This window comes from Citrobacter sp. Cpo069 (assembly GCF_030332785.1).
In the GTDB taxonomy this organism is placed as follows: domain Bacteria; phylum Pseudomonadota; class Gammaproteobacteria; order Enterobacterales; family Enterobacteriaceae; genus Citrobacter; species Citrobacter portucalensis.
This window is the reverse complement of record NZ_JAOWHD010000054.1, coordinates 1-16808: the sequence shown is the minus strand read 5'-3', so window position 1 is coordinate 16808 and position 16808 is coordinate 1. Positions and strand designations below refer to the sequence as shown.

At 53.3% G+C, this 16808-nt stretch carries 19 protein-coding genes; all 19 read left to right on the top strand.

The window, feature by feature from the left end; translation table 11 throughout:
- Positions 1-140 precede the first annotated feature (140 nt).
- The 19 genes from OGY08_RS14420 (at position 141) to OGY08_RS14330 (ending at position 16760) form a co-directional block, all read left to right on the top strand.
- A complete protein-coding gene (locus tag OGY08_RS14420; RefSeq protein ID WP_125363798.1) occupies positions 141-356 on the top strand; it encodes a DUF6148 family protein in 216 nt (71 codons plus the stop codon).
- A complete protein-coding gene (locus OGY08_RS14415; RefSeq protein ID WP_044700357.1) occupies positions 353-1861 on the top strand; it encodes a phage portal protein in 1509 nt (502 codons plus the stop codon). The genes OGY08_RS14420 and OGY08_RS14415 overlap by 4 nt, the downstream gene beginning before the upstream one ends.
- On the top strand, positions 1806-3818 hold the full coding sequence (locus OGY08_RS14410) for a ClpP-like prohead protease/major capsid protein fusion protein (protein ID WP_353622339.1): 2013 nt from the start codon (positions 1806-1808) through the stop codon (positions 3816-3818). Before OGY08_RS14415 ends, OGY08_RS14410 begins: the two co-directional genes overlap by 56 nt.
- A 91-nt stretch (positions 3819-3909) precedes the next feature.
- Positions 3910-4236: a DUF2190 family protein gene (locus tag OGY08_RS14405; RefSeq protein WP_008784475.1), complete on the top strand. Its 327-nt coding sequence runs from the start codon at positions 3910-3912 to the stop codon at positions 4234-4236.
- Positions 4229-4504 (top strand): ATP-binding protein, encoded by a 276-nt coding sequence (locus tag OGY08_RS14400; protein WP_125363800.1) that lies wholly within the window; start codon positions 4229-4231, stop codon positions 4502-4504. Before OGY08_RS14405 ends, OGY08_RS14400 begins: the two co-directional genes overlap by 8 nt.
- A gap of 12 nt (positions 4505-4516) precedes the next feature.
- The gene (locus OGY08_RS14395; protein WP_008784477.1) at positions 4517-5071 is read left to right on the top strand and encodes a phage tail protein; all 555 of its coding nucleotides are present in this window, start codon (positions 4517-4519) and stop codon (positions 5069-5071) included.
- A complete protein-coding gene (gene gpU / locus OGY08_RS14390) occupies positions 5068-5466 on the top strand; it encodes a phage tail terminator protein (RefSeq protein ID WP_125363801.1) in 399 nt (132 codons plus the stop codon). Before OGY08_RS14395 ends, gpU begins: the two co-directional genes overlap by 4 nt.
- A 7-nt stretch (positions 5467-5473) precedes the next feature.
- The gene (locus tag OGY08_RS14385; protein WP_286565538.1) at positions 5474-6211 is read left to right on the top strand and encodes a phage tail tube protein; all 738 of its coding nucleotides are present in this window, start codon (positions 5474-5476) and stop codon (positions 6209-6211) included.
- 36 nt (positions 6212-6247) lie between these two features.
- Complete coding sequence (gene gpG / locus OGY08_RS14380; RefSeq protein WP_008784480.1) at positions 6248-6655, top strand: phage tail assembly chaperone G; 408 nt, start codon at positions 6248-6250, stop codon at positions 6653-6655.
- A gap of 50 nt (positions 6656-6705) precedes the next feature.
- Positions 6706-6984, top strand: a complete 279-nt coding sequence (locus OGY08_RS14375; protein ID WP_286565540.1) for a phage tail assembly protein T — start codon at positions 6706-6708, stop codon at positions 6982-6984.
- Positions 6962-9478, top strand: a complete 2517-nt coding sequence (locus tag OGY08_RS14370) for a phage tail tape measure protein (protein WP_126317845.1) — start codon at positions 6962-6964, stop codon at positions 9476-9478. Before OGY08_RS14375 ends, OGY08_RS14370 begins: the two co-directional genes overlap by 23 nt.
- Positions 9479-9481: 3 nt before the next feature.
- The gene (locus OGY08_RS14365) at positions 9482-9829 is read left to right on the top strand and encodes a phage tail protein (protein ID WP_125363803.1); all 348 of its coding nucleotides are present in this window, start codon (positions 9482-9484) and stop codon (positions 9827-9829) included.
- A complete protein-coding gene (locus OGY08_RS14360) occupies positions 9826-10581 on the top strand; it encodes a phage minor tail protein L (RefSeq protein WP_286565543.1) in 756 nt (251 codons plus the stop codon). Before OGY08_RS14365 ends, OGY08_RS14360 begins: the two co-directional genes overlap by 4 nt.
- Position 10582: 1 nt before the next feature.
- On the top strand, positions 10583-11293 hold the full coding sequence (locus OGY08_RS14355; RefSeq protein ID WP_237857701.1) for a C40 family peptidase: 711 nt from the start codon (positions 10583-10585) through the stop codon (positions 11291-11293).
- A gap of 29 nt (positions 11294-11322) precedes the next feature.
- Positions 11323-11733, top strand: a complete 411-nt coding sequence (locus OGY08_RS14350; RefSeq protein ID WP_043016030.1) for a hypothetical protein — start codon at positions 11323-11325, stop codon at positions 11731-11733.
- 54 nt (positions 11734-11787) lie between these two features.
- Positions 11788-12378 (top strand): tail assembly protein, encoded by a 591-nt coding sequence (locus OGY08_RS14345; RefSeq protein ID WP_045445162.1) that lies wholly within the window; start codon positions 11788-11790, stop codon positions 12376-12378.
- A gap of 55 nt (positions 12379-12433) precedes the next feature.
- Positions 12434-15607, top strand: a complete 3174-nt coding sequence (locus OGY08_RS14340) for a TipJ family phage tail tip protein (protein WP_286565937.1) — start codon at positions 12434-12436, stop codon at positions 15605-15607.
- A 245-nt stretch (positions 15608-15852) separates the two neighbouring features.
- Positions 15853-16125 carry a hypothetical protein gene (locus tag OGY08_RS14335; RefSeq protein WP_008322429.1) on the top strand — a complete coding sequence of 91 codons (273 nt, stop codon included), beginning with the start codon at positions 15853-15855 and terminating at the stop codon, positions 16123-16125.
- Positions 16122-16760, top strand: a complete 639-nt coding sequence (locus OGY08_RS14330) for a hypothetical protein (RefSeq protein ID WP_126317848.1) — start codon at positions 16122-16124, stop codon at positions 16758-16760. Before OGY08_RS14335 ends, OGY08_RS14330 begins: the two co-directional genes overlap by 4 nt.
- The last annotated feature ends 48 nt before the right edge of the window (positions 16761-16808 follow it).

Genomic DNA, 16808 nt, shown 5'->3' with positions numbered 1-16808 from the left:
GAAACCTGGCTGGAGAACGCGCCGCCGGAAGCTGGCGAAGCGGCATCCCAGACACCAGAACCAGTACCCACCAAAAAACGGAAGCGGAAAAATCCCGTAACCGATGATTCTAACCCCTGGAGTACATCAGGAGGATGGTTGTGAACCGTGTTGATATTGAAACCATGATCCAGCGATATACCGAAGCCGAAATGGCGGTGCTGGATGGCAAAACTATCCGTTTCAATGGGCAGGAAATGACGATGGAGAACCTGTCGGAAATCCGAAAAGGGCGTCAGGAGTGGGAGCGTCGGCTCTCTTCTCTTATTTCTCATCGCCGCGGGCGACCCGGTTACCGACTGGCGAGGTTTGAATGAGCCTTTTAGATGATGCGATTGGGGTCTTTTCGCCTGGCTGGAAAGCAGCCCGTCTGCAGGCGCGCGCGAAAATCAGGGCATATGAAGCCGTTACCCCGACCAGAACGCACAAAGGGCGCCGTGAAAATCGTTCAGCTGATCAGCTCAGCAAAATGGGGGCGGTATCACTGCGGGAGCAGGCCCGGTGGCTCGATAACAATCACGATCTGGTGATTGGGGTGTTCGATAAGCTGGAAGAGAGGGTGGTGGGGAAAGCCGGAATTATTGTTGAACCCCATCCCAAACTGATGAACGGTAAAATCGCCAAAAAGCTGGCAGATCAGATCCGTAATAAATGGGCAGAATGGTCTGTCAGGCCTGATGTCACGAACCAGTTTACCCGCCCGATGCTTGAGCGCCTGATGTTGCGCACCTGGCTGCGGGATGGCGAAGTGTTTGCCCAGCTTGTCAGTGGAACCGGGAATGGTCTTACGCCAGCAGCCGGTATCCCCTTCTGGCTTGAAGCGCTTGAACCAGATTTTATTCCCATGAACAGCGATGCTGCCAGCCAGCTTAATCAGGGGGTATTCGTCGACAACTGGGGCAGACCAAGGAAATATCAGGTTTATAAAAGCCTGCCCGTTTCAGGCCGTCAGCTTGATACCAAAGAAGTGGATGCGGAAAACATGCTGCATCTTAAATTTGTCCGCCGTCTGCACCAGACCCGGGGCGTATCGATGCTATCCGGTGTACTGATGCGTCTGAGCGCACTTAAAGAGTATGAAGATGCTGAGCTCACCGCCGCACGTATTGCTGCTGCGCTGGGTATGTACATCAAAAAGGGGGACGGGCAAAGCTTCGAAGAGAGTAACAGTTCTTCCGATGATGATGATCGGGAAGTGATGATTCAGCCAGGCATCATTTATGACGATCTGAAGCCTGGTGAAGATATCGGCATGGTGAAATCTGACCGGCCCAATCCTAACCTTGAAACCTTCCGTAATGGGCAACTTCGCGCTGTCGCAGCAGGCAGCCGACTCAGCTTTTCAAGCACAGCCAGAAACTACAACGGCACCTACAGCGCGCAGCGGCAGGAACTGGTGGAATCAACAGATGGCTATCTCATTTTACAGGACTGGTTTATTGGCGCGGTGACCCGGCCAATGTACCGCGCCTGGCTGAAAATGGCGGTGGCCGCTGGCGAGATTAAATTACCCCGCGGTCTGGATATGGAGTCGCTGTACTCGGCGGTGTATTCCGGCCCTGTTATGCCGTGGATCGATCCGGTTAAAGAGGCCAATGCCTGGAAGTTACAGATCCGGGGCGGAGCGGCAACGGAATCCGACTGGGTCCGCGCCAGCGGACGTAACCCGAACGATGTGAAGGCGCGCCGGAAGGCAGAGATCGACGAAAACAAAGAGATGGGGCTGGTGTTTGACACTGACCCTGCCAATGACAAAGGAGGCACAAGTGCCGAAGCCAAAGAACCGGGCGCACCACCGTCCGAAAGCCAGCGCAAAAAGTAATTCCTGGTTCCGTATGCAGGCCAGCGCCGACAACGAAGCGGATATTTATATCTACGACGAGATCGGCTACTGGGGGGTGACGGCGCGCCAGTTTGTGAATGACCTGAAGGCGCTGGGCGATATTACCCATATCAACCTTCACATCAATTCGCCCGGTGGCGATGTCTTTGATGGCATCGCCATTTTTAATGCCCTGAAGCATCACGGCGCGGCAATCACCGTTCACATTGATGGTCTGGCAGCTTCAATGGCTTCGGTGATTGCGATGGTTGGCAACCCGGTAATTATGCCGGAAAACACGATGATGATGATCCACAAACCATGGGGATTTGCGGGTGGTGATGCCAACGACATGCGGGATTATGCCGATCTGCTGGATAAGGTCGAGTCTGTCCTGATCCCTGCCTACGCGGAGAAAACTGGAAAAACGACCGAAGAAATCGCCGCCATGCTGGACGATGAAACCTGGATGGACGGTAAAGAATGCTTAGCGCATGGCTTTGCCGATCAGGTCACTACCTCTCTGCAGGCAATGGCCTGTATTCAATCAAAACGTATCGAGGATTTTGAAAAGATGCCAAACAGCATTCGCAACATGATCACCCCACCGCGCAATATCACTGCGCGTGAGCCACAACAACCTCAGCCGCAGGTGACTACGCCTCAGCCGGCAGCATCAGATGAAGCGACAATCCGTGCTCAGGTTCTCGCCGAGCAAAAGAGCCGCGTAAATGGTATCAACGATCTCTTTGCGATGTTCGGCGGCAAGCATCATGAGCTGCAGAATAAATGCATCGCGGATCCGGAGTGCACAGTGGCTCAGGCTAAAGATGAACTGCTGGCGGCGCTGGGCAAAAATGCTACACCGTCGAATAAAACCACGGATGCGCATATTTACGCCGGGAACGGTAACTTTGTTGGAGATGGTGTCCGCCAGGCGCTGATGGCGCGCGCGGGCTTCGAGAGCATGGAGCGGGACAACGTCTATAACGGCATGACGCTGCGCGAATATGCCCGTATGGCGCTGACCGAGCGCGGCATCGGCGTTTCCAGCTATAACCCGATGCAGATGGTCGGTATGGCACTGACACACAGCACGTCTGACTTCGGTAATATCCTGCTCGATGTTGCTAATAAAGCGTTGCTGCAGGGCTGGGAGGAAGCGGCAGAAACTTTCGAGCAGTGGACTAAGAAAGGCCAGTTGTCAGACTTTAAAACGGCACATCGTGTCGGTCTTGGTGGTTTTTCTTCCCTGCGCCAGGTTCGCGAGGGGGCTGAATATAAGTATGTGACCACCAAAGATAAAGGTGAAAGCATTGCGCTGGCCACCTACGGGGAAATCTTCTCTATTACCCGTCAGGCGATCATCAACGACGATCTGAATCAGTTAACCGATGTACCTATGAAGATGGGCCGCGCGGCAAAAGGGACGATCGGCGATCTGGTGTATGCCGTTCTGACCGAAAACGCGAAATTGTCTGATGGCAAGCCGCTGTTCCATGCTGATCACGGCAATATCTCCGCAGGCGCGATTTCTGTAGCCAGCCTTGATGAAGCGCGCAAGATGATGCGTCTGCAGAAAGAGGGTGAGCGTCCCCTGAATATTCGCCCGGCATTCATGCTGGTGCCTGTCGCGCTCGAAACCCTGGCAAACCAGACGATCAAGTCTGCCAGTGTGAAAGGGGCGGATATCAACGCCGGTATCATGAACCCAATTCAGAACTTTGCTGAAGTTATCGCGGAGCCGCGTCTTGACGCCAAAGACACCAGCGCCTGGTATCTGGCCGCCGCTAAGGGCACGGACACCATCGAAGTGGCTTACCTGAACGGCGTTGATACTCCGTATATCGATCAGCAGGAAGGCTTCACGACCGACGGTATTGCCACCAAAGTGCGCATCGATGCCGGTGTATCTCCTCTGGATTATCGCGGCCTGGCGAAATCAACCGGGAAATAATCCCTTCCACTCAAGCAGCACATCACAGCCCATAAGGGCTTTTTTTGTATCTGAATTCGGCCCCGTATGGGGCTGGATGGAGACTGAATTTATGGCGAAGAATTTTGTACAGCATGGCAAAACTATTGAGATTGCCAACACGGGCAGCGTTGAGATCCTGAGTGGTTCGCCGGTGATGGTGGGGAAAGTCGTGGCGATTGCCATTACTGATATTGCGGCAGGCCAGACGGGAGACGGTTTTACCGAAGGTGTTTTCCTGCTGCCTAAGCTGACTACCGATGCGATCACCATCGGTGAGCAGGTTCATATAAAAGATGGAAAAGTGCAGAACGACGCGACAGGTGCCGATCTGGCTGGGGTTGCCTGGGAAGATGCTGCTGCCAGTTCCGCAATTGTAGCCGTGAAAATCAATGCCTAATCCCTTTGACAGACTTGTCAACCGCATGGATGCGGTCACGGTGAACAAAATGGGCAAGCCAGCGACCATCAACGGGGAGCCCATGATTGTTATTCCGGCTGAGTTTCTGGAAGAAATGGGGCCTTTGAGCGGAACAGGGCGATCGCTGGTGGTGTTTACTGCAGGATACAGGCCGCGTCGTAATGACGTGGTGATTTTTGAAGGGGAGGAATTCCATCTTACCCGTCACGAACGCTTTAACGGCAAACCGCGCATCTTTATCGAGTAAGCAGGAGGGAGTATGTCGATTAAGGGGCTGGAGCAGGCCATTGCTAATCTGAACAGCATCAGTAAAAGAGCTGTACCGCGCGCTTCCGCCCAGACGGTGAACCGTATCGCCACGCAGGCGGTCAATCGCAGTGTGTCCGCTGTCGCGAAATCAACCCGCGTTCCCCGAAAACTGGTCAGGCAGCGTGCACGGATACGTCGGGCTACGGTGGAGAAGCCGCGCGCTCTGATTCGCATAAACCGCGGGAATCTTCCCGCTATCAAACTGGGACCATCCAGTATGCGTCTGTCACGGCGTAAACGTGATAAGTCAGGTGCGAACAGTGAGCTGCGTGTGGGGCGTTTTCGTTTTCCCGGGGCCTTTATTCAACAACTGGCAAACGGTCGCTGGCATGTCTTGCGGCGTACCACAAAGAGTCGGTATCCCATTGAAGTGGTCAGTATTCCCCTTTCCGTTCCTCTGACCGAAACGTTCCGGGCTGAAGTGCCAAAACTTATGGACGAACGTATGCCGCAAATTATGCGACAAAACCTGTCTAACCAACTGAGGCTGATCCTTAAACGATGAAAAACAGTGATATCCGCAAAGCCGTACTAACCGCGCTCCAGCGCAATATCTCAGATGCAGTGACATGGTTCGATGGTCGTCCTGGGTTTCTGGATGAGCAGGATCTTCCGGCGGTTGCGGTTTACCTTTCTGACGCCCGAGCCTCGGATGAAAGTGTTGATGAAGATATGTGGACAGCCGTGCTGCATGTTGAGGTGTTTCTAAAAGCCACGGCTACAGACAGTGCTCTGGATTCCTGGATGGAGGACCGCATCTATCCGGCAATGGCTGATGTTCCCGAACTGGCAAATCTTCTCGAATTGATGGCGGCTCAGAGGTATGACTATCAGCGCGATGAAGAGGCCATGACGTGGGGATCTGCCGACCTCAGTTATTCCATCAGCTACATTATGTGAGGACGTAATGACTACACCAAACCCACTGGCGCCGGTAAAGGGTGCCACCACCACACTCTGGATTTATTCCGGGTCGGGCAACCCGTTCGCTAACCCATTATCGGATGTTGACTGGACGCGCCTGGCAAAGATTAAAGACCTGCAGCCCGGTGAACTGACTGCCGAATCAAACGACGACACCTATCTGGATGATGCGGATGCTGACTGGACGTCCACTTCACAGGGCCAGAAATCGGCGGGGGAGGCCAGTTTTACGCTGGCCTGGAAACCTGCCGAGAGCGGGCAGCAGGATCTGGTTCGCTGGTTTGATGACGGTACCGTGCTGGCGTACAAAATCAAATACCCGAATGGCACCATCGATGTGTTCCGTGGCTGGGTAAGCAGCCTGGGTAAAACGGTGACGGCAAAAGACACCATTACCCGTTCTGTCAAAATCAGCAACAACGGCAAACCTGGTCTTGCTGAAGACAGCGCTGCTGCAGTGATTGACGTAACCGGCGTCAGCCTGGATAAATCGACCACCACCGTTGCGGTTGCTGCCACCACCACGCTGAATGTCACCGTGGCGCCAGCCAGCGCAAGCGATCCATCTTTCCGGGCCACCACCACGGATGCAGGTAAAGCCACGGTGACTGTCGCCGGTACGGTGCTGACGGTAACCGGTATTGCAGCCGGAACCGCTGACATTATTGTGATGACTAACGACGGGCTGTTTGTCGCGATCTGTAAAGTCACCGTTGCCTGACTTCCGGGGCTGTGGCCCCGCTTTCTGGAGTAATCCATGTTTTTAAAAAGTGAGCCGTTCGAACGCAACGGCAAGACCGTCACGCTCTACGAACTGTCGGCGCTGCAGCGTATTGAGCATCTTGAACACCTGAAGACGCTGGAAAGTATCACCGATGCCGACATGCAGGCGGCGATGGATATGACGATTAAATCCGGCGCACTGCTGGTGGCCATGTCTTTATGGCATGGACATCCCCTGAAAGGGGCGCACAAAACGCCGAAAGAAGACGTTGAGCAGATCCAGAATGAAGTACTGATGACCTGGCCGCTGGAGATTGTTTCCGCAGCAGAGTACAGCGTGAAGCTGCTGTCCGGCATGGTGCCGCTGCAGGAAGCGAATGATCCAGAGGATGTTGCTGTGACTGAGCCGGTCAGTCTGGAAAAGTCCTCGCCAGCGAGCTGACATTCGTCCTGAAACTGGCGCGTGAATTTCGCCGCCCGGACTGGCGCGCCATGCTTGCTGATATGTCGTCAACGGAATACGCCGACTGGCGAACGTTCTACCAGGACAATTTTTTTAATGATGTGCAACTGGATGCACATTTTTCCTCGCTGATGCATATCGTCATTACCGCGCTTGACCCCAAAACCACATCAACCCCTGCCAGCTTCAGCCTGCTTTCACCTTCAGCGGAGGATATTGCCGACGATGAACCCGGTGACGCTGTGCTGATGGCAAAGGCCGAGGGCATTTCAGGAGGTGTTCGCTATGGCCCAGACGGCAGTGGGTGACCTGGTCGTTAATCTTGATGTTAACTCGTCAAAGTTCAACGAGCAGATGGAGTACGTAAAAAGGCAGTTTAAGCAGACGGGTGACGCAGCGAATGACTCGGCGCTGAAGGTACAGCAGTCATTTACCCGCCAGGAGAGCGCCGCGAAGAAGGCCGGTATTTCTGTCGGCCAGTACAACGCGGCGATGCGTATGCTGCCTGCGCAGTTTACGGATATCGCCACCCAACTGGCCGGTGGACAGAGTCCGTGGCTTATCCTGCTGCAGCAGGGCGGTCAGGTGAAAGACTCCTTCGGCGGTATCATTCCGACCTTTCGGGCGCTGCTGGGCACCATATCGCCGGTGATGGTAGGTGTTGGCGCGCTGGCGGCCGCCACTGGCGCGGTGTTTTACGCCTGGTATCAGGGCTCGTCCACGCTGTCTGATTTCAACAAAACGCTGGTCCTGTCCGGTAACACTGCCGGGCTGACCTCAAACCGCATGCTGGTGCTGGCGAAATCCGGCGAGCAGGCGGGACTCACGTTTAACCAGACCAGCAGCGCGCTGACGGAGCTGGTCAACGCCGGAGTGCGTGCCGGTGCCCGGTTCGATGAGATGAGTCAGGCGGTAGCGAAATTTACCGATGCGTCGGGTGTGCCGGTCGATAAGGTGGCGGCGGCATTCGGCAAACTGACGAACGATCCGACCTCTGGTCTGATTGCCATGGCGCAGCAGTTCCACAACGTCACAGCGGAACAGATTGCTTATGTGGCGCAGCTGCAGCGTGCCGGGGATGAAGCCGGGGCGCTGCAGGCAGCTAATGATGCGGCGACGAACGGTTTTCGTGAGCAGACAAAGAGCCTGCGCGACAATATGGGGTCGATTGAGTCTGCTGCCGACAGCCTGAAGCGTGCCTTTAAATCGATGTGGGATGCAGCGCTCGATATCGGGCGGCCTGACACCACGCAGGAGATGGTTGCCAAAGCTGAAGCGGCCTTTAAGCGGGCGGATGAAATCTGGAATCTGCGTAAAGGTGATGGTTATGTCAATGATGATGCGCGCGCCAGCTACTGGAACGATCGGGAATCTGCCCGCCTTGCACTGGAAATGGCGCAACAGCAGGCCAGTGTGGCAAAGGCAACTGAGGATAACGCCGCGCGCGAGGCGGTGATTGAATCTGACCGCCAGAAGTATGCCGTGCAGGCGCAGTCGAATTATGCAAAGACGCAGACTGCGCTGGAGAAGTACACGGCCCGTCAGAATGAACTGAACAAGGCGCTGAAAGACGGTCGGATCCTCCAGGCTGACTACAACATCAATCTGGAAGCAGCGAAAAAAGAATACGACGACTCGCTGAAGAAACCCAAAGCCCCTTCAGCGGTGAAAACACCTGCAGGAGTAAAAAGCGTCGATACTGCCAGCGCGCAAACGCTGGAGCTGGAGGCGCAGTTACGCACTCTGCAGGAGCATAAGAGCATCACGGATACCATCAGCCAGCAGCGGCAGGAATTGTGGAAACAGCAATCCCGCTTTTCGGTGCTGGAAGAGGCCGCCAAAAAGCGCGCGCTGACCGCCGATGAAAAATCGGTGCTGGCGAACAAAGACGAGGTACTGGCGCGGGCCGAAGTGAATGCCCGGTTGGGCGATCAGATTGTTGCCCAGGAACGGTTAAACCGCCTGCAGGACAGCTCGCAGAAGTACGTTACCCAGATTGGGGAGAAAACCCGAGCGCTTGTGGCCGGGGGCAGCATGAGCAGTCGCGGCGCGCAGCGGCAAAACGAAGAGGCACAGCTGCGGCAGGGCTGGATGAATGCCGGCGGTACGGACACCGATCAGGGTTATCAGAACGAACTGGATGCACTGAAGAAATATTATGCCGCGCAGGACGAGCTACGTGGCAACTGGCAGGCCGGGGCGAAATCAGCGTGGGCTGACTATGCCGATTCAGCAGCTGATGCCTATGGTTCGATGAAGTCCGCTGCTTCAGCCACATTCGATGGTATCAGCCAGAATATGGCCGATATGCTGACGACAGGGAAAGCAAACTGGGCAGATTTCACCCGTTCCACGTTGTCGATGCTGACGCAGATTCTGATGAAGCAGGCTATGGCTGGCCTGGTCAGTTCCGCCACGTCAGCGCTGGGTTTTGCTGGTGGTGGTTATACCGGGTCCGGCGGCAAGTATGAACCAGCAGGTGTGGTGCACCGTGGAGAGTTTGTCTTTACGCAGGAAGCCACCAACCGAATCGGTGTCGGCAACCTTTATCGCATGATGCGCGGTTATGCGACTGGTGGCCTGGTCGGGGGGAGTGGCGCTGGCGTTGCTTCTCCTTTTGGTGTCAGCGTGTATGCGCCGGTTTCGGTTACAACAAGCCAGGGGGATTCCGGTCAACAGAAAGGAAGCGGCGATGCGCTGGGGAAAGCCTATCAGCAGGTGATCAACAGCTCCATCAGGGAAGGTATCACCAGAGAAGTCCGGCCAGGTGGCATCATCTGGAATGCAACAAAACAGAGGTAAGCAATGGCGATCGAGCATTTTGCATGGCGGATTAAAGCATCCAGCCAGCCGACCCTGAAAAGTAAGGATACCGTCCGCACGGCACAGTTTGGTGATGGCTATAAGCAAGTGTCAGGTGCCGGTCTGAATGATGAAACGCTCAGCTATGAGTTTTCATTTACCGGCGAACCGGGAACCGTCAAGGATATCTATGTTTTCCTGCGGCGCCATAAGACGAAATCCTTTTCGTTTACCCCGCCTGGCGGTGATCTTGCGCTCTGGCGCGTTGAGGCAGACAGCCTGCAGCGCGTCACCAAAAGTAAAACGGTTGAAACCGTATCAGCCACATTTGAACAGGCGTTTGCACCATGAGCTTAAACAGTGATTATCAGAAACTTGAGCCGGGCAATGTTGTCCGACTTTTTGATGTCGATGGCACCTCATTTGGTGTTTCCGACGTTCTCCGCTTCCACGCCCACAACATTGTCCACACTCCCGATGAAATTGCCGCTGCTGGTGGAGATGAAAAAAAGCTACCGGCGAAATCAATCTGGTGGCAGGGGCAGGAATATAAAGCCTGGCCCTGCCAGATCGAGGGTATTGAGACGGCGACCGACGGGACCAGCGCGCAGCCGACGCTGTCGGTAGCTAACCTGGATAGTTCCATTACGGCGCTGTGTCTTACTTATGATGACCTGCTGCAGGCAAAGGTCACGATTCATGACACGCTGGCGCAGTATCTGGATGCGAAAAACTATCCGGAGGGAAACCCGTCAGCGGATCCGCAGCAGGAAAAGCTGAAGGTGTTTTACATTGACGCCAAGAGCACTGAAACCAACGAGGTGGTGGCGTTTACGTTGTCCAGTCCAATGGACCTGCAGGGGTTGATGATCCCGACGCGCCAGCTACATTCGCTTTGTACCTGGTGTATCCGTAACAAATATCGCTCAGGTGATGGATGTGACTATGCCGGAACGCGTTATTTCGACAAGCACAACAACCCGGTTAACGATCCGTCACTCGATGAATGTCCCGGTACGCTCACTGCGTGCAAGTTGAGGCATGGCGAGGGGAACGAGTTGCCGTTCGGTGGCTTCCCTGGCACATCCCTGATCAGGAGCTGATATGCGTCAGAAAATTATCGACGCCATTATGGCGCATGCTGCTGCTGAATATCCGCGTGAATGCTGCGGCGTAGTGGTGCAAAAAAGCAGGGTGCAGCGGTACATTCCCTGCCGTAATCTGGCAACCGATCCGACAGAGCATTTCCACCTGTCGCCGGAAGATTACGCCGCTGCCGAAGACTGGGGAACAGTGATTGCCATTGTCCACAGCCACCCGGATGCCACGACGCAGGCGAGCGAACTGGATAAGGCACAGTGTGACGCTATGTTACTTCCGTGGCACATCGTCAGCTGGCCGGAGGGGGATCTGCGTACCATTCAGCCGCGGGGCGAGCTGCCGCTACTGGAGCGCCCGTTTGTGCTCGGTCACTTCGATTGCTGGGGGCTGGTGATGAGCTATTTCCGGCAAACGCACGGCATTGAGCTGACGGATTACCGCGTGGATTATCCCTGGTGGGAGGACAGTTACCCCGAAAACTTCTACCATGATTGCTGGTATGAATGCGGATTCCGTGAATTCAGTGGCGTGCCGCAGCCAGGTGATATGGTTATCATGCAGGTCCAGGCTAATAAGTGGAACCATGCAGGGATCCTGCTGGAAGGCAATATGCTACTCCACCATCTTTATGGCCATTTGAGTCAGCGTGTGCCTTATGGCGGCTACTGGCAGGAACGGACGATGAAGGTTCTACGGTATATGTCTCTGTGCTAACCTTTTGCAAAACCAAAGGGGATAGGGATATGAAAAAGACTTTGCTGCTTCTAATCGCAATAGCTGTTGCGGGCTGTTCAACTGAACCAGTTCTTCCACAAAATGCAAAAGAAGTTGATGCCGCGGTTGAATTTCATCAAAAACCAAATACGACAGAAGTTACCATCATTCGTGATAAAGGGTTTGTAGCTGGAGGGTGTGCTATCACATCCTATGTGAATGGCGTGCCAGTTGCTGAACTTGAAACAGGGGAAAAAGTTAGAGCTTATTTACCAGCGGGTGAAATAATTATTGGTGCTGGATTCGCTGGAAAGGGGCTATGTAGTGGAGCACCAAAAAAAGAGCGGGAGTTTATAATCAAACCTGACACACCGAGGGTGTTAAGAATATTCACGGATCAAAGTGGTAATGTTGATATTTTACCAATGACTGTAAATTGAAATATATTAAATATGTAGAACCACCTTCGGGTGGTTTTTTTATGGGAGTAACAAATGCAAGAAGTAATGACTCAAATTGAGCTACATGGGCCTTTGGGAAAAACCTTTGGTAAGGTTCACCATCGATTGATTAGCACTACTCACGAGGCATGCAGGGCGCTATCTGCCACTATTAAAGGCTTCGAGCAGTACATGCACACCAGTAAACAGCGAGGTCTGACCTTTGCGGTATTTCGTGGAAAGAAAAATATTGGGGAAGATGATTTAGGTTTCCCGGTGACTGGTGAAGTAATCAGAATTGTTCCAGTTACTATAGGTAGTAAAAAATCCGGTGTCCTTCAGACAATCCTAGGCGCAGTATTAGTAGCTGTTGGTGTAGTTCTAAATTTTACGCCTTTTGCAGCGGCCTCGCCTTTCTTCTATCAGGCTGGTGGTGCGTTGATCATTGGTGGCGTTGTTCAAATGCTTTCACCTCAACCGTCGGGTCTTGCCAGTAAGCAAAGTGCAGATAACCGCGCTTCATATGCTTTCGGTGGGGTGACAAATACTGCCGCACAAGGTTATCCGGTCCCGCTTCTTTATGGTCGCAGACGCATTGGCGGGGCGATCATCTCTGCTGGTATATACGTCGAAGACCAGCAATAACCAAAATAATCTTCCTTTCAGGCTACCAGATGGTGGCTTTTTTTATGGGCGCAATATGGCTACAACAACCCAGATTAAAGGCCGCAAGGGCGGCAGTTCCAGTTCCCGAACCCCTACCGAACAGCCTGATGATCTGCAATCTGTAGCGAAGGCCAAAATCCTCGTTGCGCTTGGGGAAGGGGAATTTGCAGGGCAATTAACCGGAAAAAATATCTACCTGGACGGCACGGCGCTGGAAAACGCCGATGGCTCCCAAAACTTTAGCGGCGTGACGTGGGAGTTTCGCGCGGGAACTCAGGCACAAAATTACATTCAGGGCATTCCCGGTACCGAAAACGAAATCAACGTTGGAACTGAAGTATCAAGCGCAACAACCTGGACGCGTACATTTACCAACACCCAACTATCAGCCGTTCGCCTGCGGCTGAAATGGCCTTCACTGTTTAAGCAGGAGGACAACGGCGATCTGGTTGGGTATTCCATCAATTATGCAATAGACCTGCAAACTGATGGTGGGACCTGGCAAACCATGCTTAATACCAGCGCAACCGGCAAAACGACGTCTGGTTATGAGCGCAGCCACCGTATTGATTTACCGCAGGCTGGCAGCACCTGGACAATCCGACTGCGTAAGATTACCGCTGACGCAAACAGCGCCAAGATCGGCGACACGATGACGCTGCAAAGCTTCACGGAAGTGATTGATGCCAAGCTGCGCTATCCGAACACCGCGCTGCTGTACATAGAATTCGATTCAAGTCAGTTCAACGGTTCGATTCCACAGATATCCTGTGAACCACGTGGCCGGGTGATCCGCGTGCCTGATAACTATGACCCCGATACGCGGACTTATAGTGGTACATGGCAGGGTGCGTTTAAGTGGGCCTGGACCGATAACCCGGCGTGGATATTTTACGATCTGGTTATTACCGATCGCTTTGGTCTGGGTAATCGCCTGAGTGCAGCCAACATCGATAAATGGACGTTGTACCAGGTATCGCAGTATTGCGATCAGCCGGTACCGGATGGAAAGGGTGGAAGCGGGACAGAGCCACGCTATACCTGTAACGTCTATGTTCAGGACAGGAATGACGCTTACACTGTGCTGCGTGACTTCGCGGCTATATTCCGGGGTATGACGTACTGGGGCGGTGATCAGATTGTTGCGCTTGCCGATATGCCGAGAGATGTGGATTACGCTTACACCCGCGCTAACGTTATCGACGGACGCTTTACCTATTCCAGCAGCACGACAAAAACGCGGTATACCACCGCGCTGGTTTCCTGGTCTGATCCGGGTAACGCTTATGCGGATGCGATGGAGCCGGTATTTGAGCAGCCTCTGGTGGCCCGGTACGGATTTAATCAGCTGGAAATGACAGCCATCGGCTGCACCCGGCAGTCAGAAGCTAACCGAAAGGGGCGCTGGGGTATTCTCACCAACAATAAGGATCGCGTTGTTTCGTTTGATGTTGGCCTGGACGGAAACATTCCGCAGCCGGGATACATCATCGCCGTGTCAGACGAGCTTCTGTCCGGCAAAGTTATGGGCGGCCGCATCAGTGCTGTTAACGGTCGCGTGATTAAACTTGACCACGTAGCTGATGCAGCAGCAGGCGATCGCCTTATTCTCAATCTTCCCTCCGGTGCGTCACAGAGCAGGACTATTCAGGCGGTTAACGGGGAATCAGTCACAGTCACCACGGCATACAGTGAGACACCACAGGCCGAAGCTGTATGGGTGGTTGAGTCAGATGAACTCTACGCCCAGCAGTATCGAGTTGTCAGCGTCTCCGATAATGATGATGGCACTTTCTCTATTACCGGCGCATGGCATGACCCGGATAAATATGCCCGTATCGATACCGGAGCCATCATTGACCAGCGGCCCGTTAGTGTAATCCCGCCTGGTAACCAGTCGCCGCCGGCTAACATTGTGATCAGCTCGTTTTCAGTGGTGCAGCAGAATATCAGCGTCGAAACCATGCGTGTGAGCTGGGACCAGGCGCAGAATGCTATCGCCTACGAGGCACAGTGGCGCCGCAATGATGGTAACTGGGTAAACGTGCCGCGCAGCTCCACCACCTCATTTGATGTATCGGGTATTTATGCAGGGCGCTACCTCGTGCGTGTGCGTGCCATTAATGCCGCTGAAATTTCCTCTGGCTGGGGCTACTCCGAAGAGAAAACGCTGACGGGCAAGGTGGGAAATCCACCGAAACCTGTCGGCTTTGCGACAACGCCGATCAACTGGGGGATTCGTCTGAACTGGGGATTCCCGGCTAACACCGGGGATACGCTGAAAACGGAAATTCAGTACACCGCGAACAGTGATTTCTCTAATCCTCTATTGCTGTCGGATGTGCCTTATCCGTCAGCCGAATACACCCAACTGGGACTGAAGGCGGGGCAGGAGTTCTGGTACCGCGCGCAGCTGGTTGACAGAACGGGTAATGAATCAGGCTGGACCGACTGGGTTCGTGGCGAATCCAACGCGAACGCAGATGATTACCTGGGGGATATTGCGGATGACTTTCTCACCTCTGCTGATGGTGATCGTCTGACGGGCGATATTGATACCAACCTTGAAGGTATTCTGCAGAACGCGCTGGCCAACCATGCAACCGTGGAACACCAGTGGGCGCAGTATGGTGAAGTACGCGCGGATATTCTGGTGGTCAAAACGACTATTGCAGATGTTGATAAGGCGATGGCTGAAATGTCCACTCAGGTGCAGGCGCAGTTCAATGATGTGACTGCCGCGCTGGAAGATAAGCTCACCGCCGTGGTTGATGCTACCGGAGCCTCTGCAATTTACACCCTCAAAACCGGAGTCCGGATTAACGGCGTGATGTATAACGCCGGAATGTCGATTGCGGTGCTGGCGGAAGCGGGTAAGCCGGTAGTCACTCGTGTCGGATTTAACGCCAATCAGTTCGCCCTGATGAGTGGCAGCAGTGATACGCAATATTCGCCGTTTGCGGTGGTCAATGGTCAGGTCTTTATCAGCGATGCGTTTATCCAGTATGGCCAAATCACGCTGGCAAAAATTGGCGAACTGCGCTCCGCAAATTATGTTCAGGGACAAACGGGCACCATCATGAAATCGGACGGAACGTTTGAAATTAATGGTTCTAATGCTGGTGATGGCAGGACCACAATTGATAACTATGGACAGAAGGTATATGACAAAAATAATACTCTTCGGGTTGTTGTTGGCAAGTATTAGCGGTTGCGCCTCTATTTCTGGGGCGTTAAATAGTGGAGTTAAAAGTGTTGATTGTACGGCTGCATATTCTTCGCATTTAGGTGCCGGTGCTGAACTTCATATTGCGACAGTTTCTATCAAACAGATCCGCATTGATAAAAATGGGACGTATTGGGTCAGGCCGGTTAATAGTCTTTATGTTCGATTCTTTCCTGGCTGGAAGTCTACTGAACACCTGACAAACTACCAATGTAAAGGGGATGATTATGGCTTACGGAGTGCAGTTGTTCGACGCTAAGGGGAATGAGCTGGTGGGGCGGTTCAATCCCACCTTCGTTGCCGCAGTTATCACTTCTCCAGCGTCAGGCACAAAGGCTTATCCGGTTGTTGAGGGAAAAACTCTGGTCGCGGACCCGCAAAACATATTCACCCCAAGCGGTTCAAAAGGCCAGACTCCGGCAACGGCGACCGTTGCCAATGGCACGGTTACCTGGTCTAACGCGTCAGTAAATCAGCCAATATTGGTGATGTACAAATGAGTTATGGTTTAAAAATTTTCCGCGAAGATGGGAGCCTGTTTATTAGTCCTGAAGTCACACCGATGAACTTTATCGGTGTATATCGCTTCACTGGAAATATGACGATCCCCACAGACATTCCAGCTACGGCAAACGTGATTTCCTTTATTCGTAACGATTCGGCAACCGGGGCCGCTTATGTTATTCCGGTTGCTTCAAATGGGAAATGGAACCTGAATTTAAATTGCAATGGGGTAGGCGGTCATGTCTATGTGTTCGCAAACGTTGTTCCGATTGCGCATGGTGTGGGAATGGCAGTGTACAACTCCAACGGCGATATGGTCTGGAACACTGACTGTTTGCCGCTTGAGCTTCATTTTGTAGATAATCCGTGGAACGGCTCAGGAAATGGCAATGGTGCAAACTACGACGTTAATGTCGGTCTTCCGGCGGCAGTGGTATCCGGTATGAGCTCAAATTACCTGGTCCCGTTAGATCCAGCTGCTGGGATTTATATTTATGGGACGCTGACGGCTCGCGCGTATGACAACATCGTTGGTGGGTATTCCATTTATAGCGAACAGATTAACGGGCTGGCCCCCACACCACGATTTAAAAAACAGTATATCTACATCGATACGCGACTTTATTCGTAGAAGCTGCTTTCTATCCAAATCACTAACCTCGCTTCGGCGGGGTTTTTT